Annotated in this window: 11 protein-coding genes; 4 read left to right on the top strand and 7 right to left on the bottom strand. The window is 53.7% G+C overall.

All coding sequences use genetic code 11. The features are described from left to right. Positions 1-5 precede the first annotated feature (5 nt). Positions 6-1,313 carry a two-component system sensor histidine kinase RstB gene (gene rstB, locus PW844_RS15875; RefSeq protein WP_299453647.1) on the bottom strand — a complete coding sequence of 436 codons (1,308 nt, stop codon included), beginning with the start codon at positions 1,311-1,313 and terminating at the stop codon, positions 6-8. Continuing rightward, positions 1,310-2,035, bottom strand: coding sequence for a two-component system response regulator RstA (rstA, locus tag PW844_RS15880; protein ID WP_299453650.1), 726 nt, complete (start codon positions 2,033-2,035; stop codon positions 1,310-1,312). Before rstA ends, rstB begins: the two co-directional genes overlap by 4 nt. 177 nt (positions 2,036-2,212) lie before the next feature. On the opposite strand from rstA, the gene PW844_RS15885 reads away from it, so the two are divergent. After that, on the top strand, positions 2,213-2,626 hold the full coding sequence (locus tag PW844_RS15885; protein ID WP_084874976.1) for a hypothetical protein: 414 nt from the start codon (positions 2,213-2,215) through the stop codon (positions 2,624-2,626). Here PW844_RS15885 and PW844_RS15890 read toward each other — a convergent pair. Both PW844_RS15890 and ydgH read right to left on the bottom strand, forming a co-directional pair. Next, positions 2,623-4,014, bottom strand: a complete 1,392-nt coding sequence (locus PW844_RS15890; protein ID WP_299453657.1) for a basic amino acid/polyamine antiporter — start codon at positions 4,012-4,014, stop codon at positions 2,623-2,625. The genes PW844_RS15885 and PW844_RS15890 overlap by 4 nt on opposite strands. A 207-nt stretch (positions 4,015-4,221) precedes the next feature. Further along, entirely contained in the window at positions 4,222-5,175 is a 954-nt protein-coding gene (gene ydgH / locus PW844_RS15895) for a DUF1471 family protein YdgH (RefSeq protein WP_208715146.1), read from the bottom strand. 540 nt (positions 5,176-5,715) lie between these two features. Between ydgH and pntA the strand changes: the two genes are divergently transcribed. After that, entirely contained in the window at positions 5,716-7,248 is a 1,533-nt protein-coding gene (pntA, locus tag PW844_RS15900; RefSeq protein WP_299453664.1) for a Re/Si-specific NAD(P)(+) transhydrogenase subunit alpha, read from the top strand. Positions 7,249-7,259: 11 nt separating this feature from the next. Then, on the top strand, positions 7,260-8,648 hold the full coding sequence (gene pntB / locus PW844_RS15905) for a Re/Si-specific NAD(P)(+) transhydrogenase subunit beta (protein ID WP_299453667.1): 1,389 nt from the start codon (positions 7,260-7,262) through the stop codon (positions 8,646-8,648). Positions 8,649-8,691: 43 nt separating this feature from the next. On the opposite strand, the gene uspE is transcribed toward pntB, so the two are convergent. Together uspE and PW844_RS15915 are read right to left on the bottom strand one after the other, a co-directional pair. Continuing rightward, on the bottom strand, positions 8,692-9,654 hold the full coding sequence (uspE, locus tag PW844_RS15910) for a universal stress protein UspE (RefSeq protein ID WP_299453669.1): 963 nt from the start codon (positions 9,652-9,654) through the stop codon (positions 8,692-8,694). A 119-nt stretch (positions 9,655-9,773) separates the two neighbouring features. Further along, on the bottom strand, positions 9,774-10,526 hold the full coding sequence (locus PW844_RS15915) for an FNR family transcription factor (RefSeq protein ID WP_084874964.1): 753 nt from the start codon (positions 10,524-10,526) through the stop codon (positions 9,774-9,776). A 297-nt stretch (positions 10,527-10,823) separates the two neighbouring features. On the opposite strand from PW844_RS15915, the gene smrA reads away from it, so the two are divergent. Continuing rightward, on the top strand, positions 10,824-11,390 hold the full coding sequence (gene smrA, locus PW844_RS15920) for a DNA endonuclease SmrA (RefSeq protein WP_299453682.1): 567 nt from the start codon (positions 10,824-10,826) through the stop codon (positions 11,388-11,390). Here the strand turns inward: smrA and PW844_RS15925 are convergent. Beyond that, positions 11,387-12,307, bottom strand: a complete 921-nt coding sequence (locus PW844_RS15925; RefSeq protein WP_299453684.1) for a LysR substrate-binding domain-containing protein — start codon at positions 12,305-12,307, stop codon at positions 11,387-11,389. The two genes, smrA and PW844_RS15925, sit on opposite strands and share 4 nt — an antisense overlap. Positions 12,308-12,349: the final 42 nt, after the last annotated feature.

Here is a 12,349-nt window from a genome sequence, read left to right on the forward strand (position 1 = left end):
CCTTGTTAGGTTAAGCGCGACGGGATTTCCCGCAAGGGTAGATCAACCGGCCAGCAAAAGCGAACGCTGGCACCGCCCAGCGGGCTGCTCTCAATGGTGACATTGCCCTGCAACGCAAGGGCGATGGAGTGGACGATCGCCAGACCGAGGCCGCAGCCGCCGGTGGCACGATCGCGGCTGGGATCGAGGCGCACAAAAGGCTCAAACACGCGTTCACGTTCTTCCTGTGGGATGCCCGGGCCGTCATCTTCCACCTGCAAACACCCGATACTGCCATCAAACCACAGGCTGACGCGCAGCCGTTGTTGTGCGTAGCGCAGCGCGTTATTGACCAGGTTATCCAGCACGCGCTCCATCAGACGGGTATCAGCGACGCCAACGTTTTCACGTTGCGGAATGTCGAGATAGATCTGCGCCTGCGGATTCACCGCCTGCACATCTTCAATATGCAGGCGCAGCCATTCGGCGAGATCGAAAGATTTCAGGGTGAGATCGACACGCGGACGGTCGAGGCGCGCATAGGTCAGCAGCTCCTCGATTAAGCTTTCCAGCTGGCCGATATCCCGGTTCAGCGCTGCAGATTCATTTTCGCTCAGGTTTTCACTCATCTCCAGCCGGTAGCGCAGACGTACCAGTGGGGTGCGTAATTCATGGGCGATACCGTCGATCAACTGCTTTTTACTGGCAACCAGCGTGTTGATGTTATCGGCCATCTGGTTGAAGGCGACGCCGAGACGGAACAGGCTGGAGGTGCTGTCAAAATGGGTACGCACATCCAGTTCACCGCGACCAAAGCGTTGTGCTGCCTTTTCCAGCCGCAGCATTTCTTTCCAGTGGGGACGCATCCAGATAAACACGGGCAACGCCAGCGACATGCCGATAAAAGCCAGCAGCGCGATATCCAGCAGACGCATCTGATGCAGATAAAACAGGTAAGGAATCGGGCCAACGGATAACACATAATGGCTGCGCGGAATGTGTTGCAGGAAGGTGTATTGATCGTCAAGCGCCACGATTTCGCCTGCACGTAACCGCTTCATATCCGGCTCGTCCAGTTCATACTTACTCATCGGCTCGATGTGCAGATTAAAGGATAAATCGAGATCGAGGCTGCGGATGGTTTTGTTCCAGTCACGCGGCGGGATCTCACGCAACTCGCTGCGCATCAAAAACAGCGAACTGGCCATTAAATCATTCATCGACTGGCGTCCGGCGCGTTCGGCGGTGAATTTGTACACCAGCCCTACCAGCAAGGTCATCACCAGAAAGCAGACGAAAAGTAACAGATAGAACTGGATAAAGAGCTTTCTCATGCGGAACGGGTATCCCAGGCCTGCGGCGCGAACAGGTAGCCTTTGTTGCGGATGGTTTTGATGCGGAACGGCTCGGTGGCGCTGTCATAAAGTTTCTTGCGCAGGCGCGAAATTGCCACATCAATGCTGCGATCCATCCCGTCATAGCTGACGCCACGCAGGGTTTGTAATAACGCATCACGGTTGAGAATCTGCCCGGCGTGGTTGGCCAGTTCCCACAGCAGGTCAAAGTCCGCGGTCGAAAGGGTGATGTTTTCCTCAAACAACGTGACCTGACGATTCAGCGCATCGATAGTCAGCGAGCCAAAGCGTAGTACCTTCTGCGAACTTTGTACCGCCGGGGTAACTTCCGGCTGTCCGATATGCGCCTGACGCAAATGCAGACGCAGGCGCGCCAGCAGCACCGCAGGTGGGGTGGTTTTCAGAATATAATCGTTGGCACCCATTTCCAGCGCCAGAATGTGGTTCATATCGCTGTCGAGCGATGTCAGCAACACAATGGGGCCTTGCCAGCTGGCACGTAAGTCGCGACATAAAGTCATGCCGTCTTTGCCCGGCAGCATGATATCCAGCATCACTAAATCGGGATCGGCGGCGGCAATGGTGGCTTCAGCGCGGTCACCGCGCGTTTCCACAATTACTTCAATGTCATGACGTCCGAGGTAGGCAGCGATCAGCTCACCGACTTCCGGTTCATCTTCCACATATACAATCTTGTTCATAATCCACTATGACTGGTGAGTATGGACAGCAGCATAGCGTTTTCAGCTGTCGAGCTCTATGCTACAGCACGAAATATCCTTTGCTCTCTGGTATCCGGGCCGTGAAATGTGCCATTATTAGCAGCGCGTTGTGGCGCAAGGTTCGGAACCGTAATGAAAAACAGGAGGAGTGCGAGGGTGTCTGATAAAGAGCTGGCTTCAGCCGGATACAGTGACCGCATCTGCTTCAATTACAGTGATTTCCTTTCCGCCTCGTGCAAAAAACGCTGGAGCTTCGTTGACGCCATTTATGGTGTGTTGCCCATTTTTGGTATGGTCACCCGTAAATCAGCGCACAGTCTACAGGCCAGCGACGATCATCTGAAAGAATTAGCATTACAAATCATTTCAACTCAGGTCAGTGATGAGATCAACATTGCGCGCCTGATCACCCTGGCTGAACAGCAGCACATCAGCCGTTTCGATATCCAGTTACCTTATCCGCTGTCAGCGGAGCAGCTTGACGCCATCCATCAGGAATACCGTAAGCCGCTCAACCTGACACAGCAGGGTGACCTGCTGTGCGTGACCATCCCTGGACAGCCGCATTAATTTGTCAGCTGCCACACGGCGGGCAGTGAGGCGGCGATTAACAAGACGATAGCGATACGTTCCAGCTGTGACAGCGTCTGACTGGCACGGCCGCCACGGCGCGCATACAGAAACAACAGCACACCCGGCGCATACAGCACCACGGACAGCAGCAGATGCAACGGACCTGACGCATACAACAGCCAGATACCGTACAGGCTGGCACCGATACCCGTCAGCATCGCCAGGGGTTTTTGCTGCCCGCGAACCACCTTGATCAGATACAAACCGACCAGCAGGTAAGGCACGAGAATCATCTCCGAGGCGATGGTGAGCAGAGTATTGTAATCCGCGCCAGTGACGGCAATCAGAATCAGACACACCTGCACGCTGCCATTGGTCAGCCATAGCGAGGCAGCGGGGGAGTTATGGCGGTTCTGCCGGGCAATGCTGCGCGGAAACGCCCCCAATTGCGCGGCGAGAAACGGGACTTCAGCGGCCATAATGGTCCAGCTCAGATAGGCACCGCACACCGAGATGATTAAGCCGATGGCGATGACTGCGTCACCCCAGTGGCCGATCAGATGTTGCATCAATCCGGCCATCGAGGGATTACGCATTTGCGCCAGCTCCGCGCGCGGTACCACACCCAGCGACAGCAGCGTCACCAGCAGATAAACCAGCAGCGCGGCCAGCACCGCCAGCATTGTCGCGCGACCCACATCTTGCTTATGGCGCGCGCGGGCTGAGACCACCACTGCACCTTCAACACCGATAAACACCCAAAGGGTGATCAGCATGGTTTGCTTCACCTGCTCCCACAGCGGTTTACCGAGCGCCACACCGCTAAAATCGAGGCGAAAATGATCGTAGTTAAATGCCATTACCGCCAGCACCACAAACAGCAGTAGCGGAACCAGTTTGCCCAGTGTCGCTAGCACATTGATGCTGGCTGCCGTCTGCACGCCGCGCAGCACCAGCGCATGGACCAGCCACAGCGACACCGATGCACCGAGCATCGCCTGCCAGGTATTACCATCCCCAAACACCACGTGATCGGGCGTATCGGTAAAAAAGCTCAGCGCAGAAAACACAATCACCAGATAGGAAACGTTAGCAATGACCGCGCAAAGCCAGTATCCCCACGCAGAACAGAAACCCATCAGCTCGCCAAACCCGGCACGGGCATAGGTAAAGATACCGCCATCCAGCTCGGGTTTGAGGCGTGTCAGCAAGAGCATCGCCAGGGAAAGAAACAGAATTCCCACACCGGTAATTAACCAGCCAATCAGCAATGCCGCCGGACCAGCGACTGCGGCCATATTTTGTGGCAGGCTAAAAACACCCGCTCCCAGCATTGAACTGAGTACCAGCGCAGTGAGTGCACTAAGACCTAATTTTTTATCCAAAACGCCATTCCTGAGCAGCAGAGTATGCTGGGTAAAAACGATTCCGTTGGATAATGACGCGACAAATCGTCGGGTTTTAAACGGAATGCCCTGAAAATCAGGCGGCAGATTTTACGGAGTGCGTAGCGGGAAGGCAATGAATGATGATGCAGATATGGTTAGCTTTTATGCAAACAGCAGGGCGACGAGTGCCGCCCTGCCTGAAGATTACTTGAACAGGTCTGCGGTGACGGTCAGGTTGCCGCCGCTCTGGTTCTGCCATTGACGGGTGACGTGGTAATACTTCGCCCCTTTATCTCCGGCACGTTTCGCCACTTCTTCAGAAACTTCAGTCGGTGAACCGAAGTGGCCGGTAAAGGTCACGGTATCAAACGGCTGCATTTGTGCCGCAGTAATCGCGTTCACTTCCTGAATTTTCTTACCGTCGGCTAAGGTTACCGTGTAACGCTCACCGGTGGAGGTCTGGGTTTCGAAGAAACGACCCACTTTAGTGGTTGGGGTTTCTGAAGAGGCAACGCCCGGGATCTCAACGTTTTTCGCGGCAGCACCACCTGCGGCCAGTGCGGCTTTACCCGCTTCAGAATCAGCAGGGATCAGGTTCGGGCTCTGAACTTTGCGTTCTTTGGCATCGGCTTTGTAGACATAAGCGGTGACGTACTGGTTACCGCCATTGTTGGCATCGATCTGACGAACAATAAAGAAAGAGGCCGCGCCTTTCTCTTTCGCTGCTTTAGAAATAGCGTCGTTTACATCAGGCTGGCTGGGGAAAAAGCCGCTGACGGAAACGGTATCGAACGGCTCCAGACGGTAAGCTTCCGCTTTTGGCAGCGCTTTTACGCCATTGTAGCTGAGGTATTCAGTCTGCTTTGATGCTTCCGGAGCGTCCGCGTGGTAAAGATCTGCGGTGACGCGCCAGTTGCCGCTGTTGCCGTTGCTGTCGTTGATGCCCTGAATGTAATAAGAGGCAGCGCCCAATTCGTCAGCACGTTTAGAGACGGCGTCAGCAGCGTCGCCAATCGCGTTGAAACGGCCGGTGATATTAATACGTTGGAATGGCTTCAACGCGGCCGCTTTTTCCGGCGTCAGTTCCTGCGCAGCAAACGCATTGGCTGCCAGCAGTGATAACAAGGTGGACGCCAGAATAGTGTTCTTAAGCTTCATAAAAATGATCCTTCGCCTTACGCAAAAATGAGTACGAAAACGTGCTGGACTCTTGATGTATAACAGATTAGCCGCTGATTATTACATGTAATAATCAGCCTGTCTCAGCCAATTTATCCGACACAGATTGACAATCTACCCGGATTATTCATTGGACTGTCATCAGTATCTGCTATGGCGTTTTTTTGTGCGCGTTACCACTAAATCTGGTAACATTTAGTGCTGTAATAGTTAAGGTATTGTTAAATAAAGGTTTTTGATAACACTAAATTCGCCGTGACACGATTTTGCACAGCATATAATTTTTTAATATGACCAAAACGCAGTGGCAAAACGTGGCATTCAATCTTTGCTTCTGAATATTTGTGTGAATGTCATAAGTATGCATTATCACTGTGGATCGCTATTCATATTTTCAGTAGGTTATAAAGACTTTGTTACATTGCGCATTTCGCTCATAAGTAGCTGAAACATTGTTTCAGTTACCTGAGCCTGTGCCGCTTACAGACCCTCATCCTTTAACCGATGAAAGGAAACAGTATGTTAATTGGGATACCCAAAGAGCGGTTAGCCAATGAATCGCGCGTGGCTGCCACGCCGAAAACCGTTGAGCAACTGATCAAGCTGGGATTCAGCGTCACCATCGAGCAGGGCGCAGGTATTCGTGCCAGTTTTGATGATGAAAGTTTTGTTGCTGCAGGTGCCACCATCAGCAACACCGCTGAGGTGTGGCAGTCAGATATCGTGCTGAAAGTGAATGCGCCCGACGATGACGAAATCGCATTGACGCGTGCAGGTAGCACCCTGGTCAGCTTTATCTGGCCGGCACAGAATCCGGCGCTGCTGGAAAAACTGGCGGCACGTAACGTCACCGTGATGGCGATGGACTCCGTGCCACGTATTTCCCGCGCCCAGGCGCTGGATGCACTCAGCTCGATGGCGAATATTGCCGGTTATCGTGCCATTGTTGAAGCCGCGCATGAATTTGGTCGTTTCTTTACCGGGCAAATCACGGCGGCAGGTAAAGTGCCTCCCGCCAAAGTGATGGTGATTGGTGCGGGCGTGGCAGGTCTGGCTGCGATTGGTGCGGCGGGTAGTCTGGGCGCTATCGTACGTGCATTCGATACCCGTCCTGAAGTGAAGGAACAGGTACAGAGTATGGGTGCCGAGTTCCTTGAGCTGGATTTCGAGGAAGAAGCGGGCAGCGGCGACGGCTATGCCAAAGTAATGTCAGAAGCCTTTATTAAGGCGGAGATGGAACTGTTTGCCGCACAAGCAAAAGACGTGGACATCATCGTCACCACGGCACTGATTCCAGGCCGCCCGGCACCGAAGCTGATTACCAAAGAGATGGTTGCCAGCATGAAACCGGGAAGCGTGATTGTCGATCTGGCGGCGCAAACCGGCGGTAACTGTGAGCTGACCGTCGCCGATCAGGTCACGCTGACCAGCAACGGCGTGAAGATCATTGGTTACACCGATCTGCCAAGCCGTCTGCCGACCCAGTCTTCTCAGCTGTATGGCACCAATCTGGTGAACCTGCTGAAACTGCTGTGTAAAGAGAAAGACGGTCAAATCACTGTCGATTTCGAAGACGTGGTGATTCGTGGTGTAACGGTCATCCGTGACGGCGAAGTGACATGGCCGGCCCCGCCGATTCAGGTTTCCGCTGCACCGAAAGCCGCGCAGCCTGCTGCGGCCCCGAAACAAAAAGTCGAAGAAAAGCCGGCATCGCCGTGGCGTAAATTTGTGCTGCTGGCGTTGGCCGTGGTGCTGTTCGCCTGCCTGGCAAACGTCGCACCGCCGGAATTCCTGTCGCACTTTACCGTGTTTGCGCTCTCCTGCGTGGTGGGTTACTACGTGGTGTGGAACGTCAGCCACGCGCTGCATACCCCGCTGATGTCCGTGACCAACGCCATTTCCGGCATTATCGTGGTTGGCGCAGTGTTGCAGATGGGGCACGGCGGTTGGGTTACGCTGCTGGCATTTATCGCGGTGTTGATCGCCAGTATCAACATCTTTGGTGGCTTTACTGTCACCCAGCGCATGCTGAAAATGTTTCGTAAGAATTAAGGGGTAACAACATGTCTGGCGGATTAGTCACTGCAGCATACATTGTTGCCGCGATTCTGTTTATTTTCAGCCTTGCCGGTCTCTCTAAACATGAGACTTCAAAGCAGGGTAACATTTTTGGCATGAGCGGGATGGCTCTCGCGCTACTCGCAACCATCTTTGGTCCCAACAGTGGTCACGTTGCCTGGATCCTGCTGGCGATGGTGATCGGCGGTGCAATTGGTGTCCGTCTGGCAAAGAAAGTCGAAATGACCGAAATGCCGGAACTGGTTGCTATTCTGCACAGCTTCGTTGGTCTGGCGGCGGTGCTGGTAGGTTTTAACAGCTACCTCGACCACGCACCGGGGCTGTCGGCGGTGATGGAAAACATCCATCTGACCGAAGTGTTTCTCGGCATCTTTATTGGTGCGGTCACCTTCACCGGTTCAATCGTCGCCTTTGGCAAACTGCGCGGTAAAATTTCATCGCGTCCACTGATGCTGCCGCATCGCCACAAGCTGAATCTGCTGGCGCTGGTGGTTTCATTTGCGCTGCTGGTGTGGTTTGTCCGCACGGAAAGTACCGGTGCACAGGTGTTTGCGCTGCTGCTGATGACGGTGATCGCGCTGGCATTTGGCTGGCACCTGGTGGCCTCGATCGGCGGTGCTGACATGCCGGTAGTGGTCTCCATGCTGAACTCCTATTCAGGTTGGGCAGCGGCGGCGGCCGGTTTCATGCTGAGCAACGACCTGTTGATCGTCACCGGTGCGCTGGTGGGTTCGAGCGGTGCCATCCTGTCTTACATTATGTGTAAGGCGATGAACCGTTCGTTTATCAGCGTGATTGCCGGTGGCTTTGGTACGGATACCAGCGTCGGTGGTGAAAGCGAAGAAGCCGGTGAACACCGTGAGATCAACGTCGAAGAAACCGCAGAGCTGCTGAAATCCTCAACCTCAGTGATCATCACCCCCGGCTACGGCATGGCGGTGGCGCAGGCGCAGTATCCGGTGGCGGAAATCACCGAGAAATTGCGCGCACGCGGTATCAAAGTGCGTTTTGGTATTCACCCGGTGGCCGGTCGTCTGCCTGGTCATATGAACGTGCTGCTGGCGGAAGCCAAAGTGCCGTATGACGTAGTGCTGGAGATGGATGAGATCAACGATGATTTCAGCGATACCGACACCGTACTGGTTATCGGTGCGAACGACACCGTGAACCCGGCAGCGCAGGAAGATCCACGCAGTCCTATCGCGGGTATGCCAGTGCTGGAAGTCTGGAAAGCGCAGAACGTTATTGTCTTCAAACGTTCCATGAATACCGGCTATGCCGGTGTGCAGAACCCGCTGTTCTTCAAAGACAACACCCAGATGTTGTTTGGTGATGCGAAGGCCAGCGTAGAAGGCATCCTGCGCGCGTTGTAATCATCAAAAAATAAGGGCGACCGGTTGGTCGCCCTTATCATTTTTATTCGTCGTCGTCTTCTTCGTCATCATCATCGAGTTCGAGGGGTGATTTAAAGTCATCCGGCTTAATCGCCAGCAAATCGCAACGCAGATGGTCGATCACCTGTTCAGCGGTATTACCGAGGAACGCCGCAGATAATCCGGTACGGCCAATGGTGCCCAGCACCACAATTCCCGCGCCCAGATGAGCTGCGATATCGGGGATCACTTCTTCCGGCAAACCTTTTGCCACATGGGTGAACTCTTCACTGATGGAAAACTTCTGCCGCAGCGCTTTCATCGCCACCAGATGCTGACCGCGAATCGCATCGTTGTAAACGCTGGGATCGAAGTCCGGCAGTTCGATAGCGATGTTTATCGGGGTAATCGGGTAGGCACCCACCAGATGCACTTCGGTATGGTTAACCATTTCCGCCAGCACCGTGGTTTCCTGAATCAACTTTTGGTTGAGGGCATCATGATGAGGTTCTTCGCTGGCGAGGTTCACTGCCACCAGCGCTTTGCCGCCTTCCGGCCACGGCTGGTCTTTAACCATCCACACCGGGCAAGGGCATTTACGCAGCAGATGCCAGTCGGTGGGGGTGAAGATCACCGCTTCCAGCCGATCGTGCTGGTGCGCCATCTTCAGCACCAGGTCGTGCTGATGGGTCATGACCTCATGAATAATCGCTTCAAAGGGGCGGTTATGCCAGATCACCTTGATTTCAATATCGACCCCCGCCTCTAAATAGGCGTGGGCTTGTTCACGGATCCACTCGGTACGCTGGCTTATCACGCCTTTGCGCATATTGCCACGCTCATCTGGCGACAGCAGCGTGGTCATTTCGTATGAAAAATCATAGATAGGCAGGAAAGCTTTGATTTTTCCGCCGATGCGTTGATTGAGATAAACCGCACGCCGCAGCGCGGGTTGATCGTCCTGCTGTGCATCAATCGCGACCAGAATATTTTGGTACCGGGACATAAGGCAATCTCCTCAAAACCAAAGCAAGTTGGGATAAAGATAGCCTAAGTTAGGACAGTGCAGAAGGGAAAAAGTTGTTGCCGGATCAATAAAATAACATTTATCGATCCGGCTGAGTGTCAGGCAGCCTGCTCAGTCTGACCAGCAAGTTCTGCCAGCAAAGCATGGTTTTCAATAGTGATATATTTGCCTTTTACCGCCAGCATGCCACTTTTCTGGAAACGACCGAGTAAACGGCTGATGGTTTCTACGGTTAGTCCCAGATAGTTACCAATATCGCCACGCGTCATGGTCAACCGGAACTCGCGCTGGGAAAAACCGCGCTGACCGAAGCGGCGTGACAGGTTCCAGATAAAGGCTGCCAGGCGTTCTTCAGCGTTCTTTTTCGACAGCAACAGAATCATGTCCTGATCGCCCTTAATCTCGCCACTCATCAGGCGCATCATCTGCTGACGCAGGGCAGGCATTTTTCCGGACAAATCGTCGAGAGTCTCAAACGGGATCTCGCACACCATCGCGGTTTCCAGTGCCTGGGCAAAGCTGGGGTGATGGGCGCTGACAATGGCGTCAAAACCTACCAAATCACCTGCCAGATGGAAGCCGGTAATCTGTTCGTCACCCTGTTCAGTGATGGTGTAACTTTTGATGGTGCCAGAGCGAATAGCGTATAAAGATTTCAGTTCATCACCGGCTTTGAACAATGTCTGGCCTTTCTGAATCGGCTTTTTGCGTTCGATGATATTATCCAGCTGATCCAGTTCGTGCTCGTTCAGCGTGAAGGGAATACACAACTGGCTGATACTGCAATCCTGACAATGGATGGCACAACCGCCAGACTGAATACGTCGAATGCTGCGTTTTTCCGGGATCATAATGTCTACGCTCGATGATTATTGACTGTGGTCAATTTTAACATTTTTCCGTGCAAAGGGCACTCATCCGAGCAGTAATAATCCTCAAAAAAAGTGGGGGTGACGCAAAAATAGTTGATCAGCGCTAATTCCGCTATTTGCCTATAAATTCCGCAAGGGTGTTTTTTGATCTGGAACGATTTGTTGACACTTTTTTTGCACCACCCGTTGCTGGATTTTTGTACAAAAAGTGACAGATGTGATGCCAGAAAGCTTTTGCTACTCTTTCTTCGCTAAATTGTTATGTGGGAATAAACCATGAACCTTGATGATGATGACCTTTTCCGGGATGCCATGGGTGATGTAACACCGTTGAAAGATTGCGCCAATACCCAGTGGCTGCGTACACCGTCCACCAAAGCGCCGCGGGTGCCACAACGCAATGATGAACAGGAAAACTTTCTCACGCGTGGCTTTCTGGAGATTATTTCCCTGGGGACGCCGCTGGAGTACAAAGCCGACGGTATCCAGCAAGGGGTGCTGGATAAGCTGCGGCTGGGCAAATACCCACTGGATGCCAGTCTCAATCTGCTGCGTCAGCCGGTAGAAACCTGCCGCCAGTCGTTGTTCAGCTTTATGATGCAGGCGCGCAAGCAGGGGTTACGCAATCTGCTGATCATTCACGGTAAGGGGCGGGAGGATGAATCGCACGCCAATATCGTGCGCAGTTACCTCGCTCGCTGGCTGCAACAGTTTGATGAAGTGCAAACCTTTTGCGTGGCGCAACCGCAGCACGGCGGCGCGGGAGCGCTCTACGTTGGATTACGTAAAACTGATAAGGCGCGCCTGGATAACCGCGAACGGCATGCCAAGCGCAGCCGCTAGCTGTGGAACTTACGGATCGTCGCCATTAAGACTTCTGCGCTCAGGCTTAATGTATTACCGGTGCGAGTGATAATACCCACCGGCTCGCCAGGTCCAACGGAACTGATGGGCAGGGCGCAGAGCGCGTTATGGCTCAAATCTTCTTTAATGGCTCCGGACGGCACAAACCACACATAGTCGTAACGCAGCGCCAGCTGACGCGCCAGTGAGGTGGAAGAGGTTTCAACGCAGTTGGCGGGCAGGGAGCAGTCCTGTTCATCCAGCATCTGCTGGGCGATACGGCGTGGTGCTGTGCCCTCCGGGGAGATCACCACCGGCCATTGCATGGCGCGTGATAGTGTGACGTTGTCACCTAATAACGGATGTTCCGGGCGCACTACCAGCTTCAGCGACTCCAGAAACAGCAACTCATAAGTCAGGCCAGCCATCATTTCGCTGTCGGCCATGCGGCCAATACCGATATCAAATTCTCCGGCCCGTAAACCCGCCAGCAGTACGTTGTTATGCAAGGTCGCGACCTGAACCGTGGTGTTGGGTTGCTGCTGATGAAAACGATCGAGAATTTGCGGCAGCATGCCCATCGCTGCCGTCGTCAGCGCGCCAAGACGAATCACCATTGGGCGTCCTGGCAGCGGGGCGTTGAAGCTCTGCCCGGCATGATTCAATGCATCCAGCACCTTCACCGCATGAGTAAGAAATTGTTCCCCCAGGGTGGTGAGTTGCGCACCGAGTCTGCCACGTTCAAATAAACGGGCACCTGCCAGTTCCTCCAGCTCGTTGAGGGTTTTCGATAGCGCAGGCTGGCTCAGGCTGAGAGTCTCTGCTGCCCGGCCAAGGGTGCCCTGCTGCGCTACCGCAACAAAGGTATGTAAGTGGCGCAAGCGAATGCGCTGATTGAAAAGGATATTTTTGTCCATAACCTCACACTTAATGAGATTTCCAGCGTGCAGGCAACTGGC

The sequence above is a fragment of the Pantoea sp. genome (genome assembly GCF_028283705.1).
GTDB lineage: Bacteria > Pseudomonadota > Gammaproteobacteria > Enterobacterales > Enterobacteriaceae > Pantoea.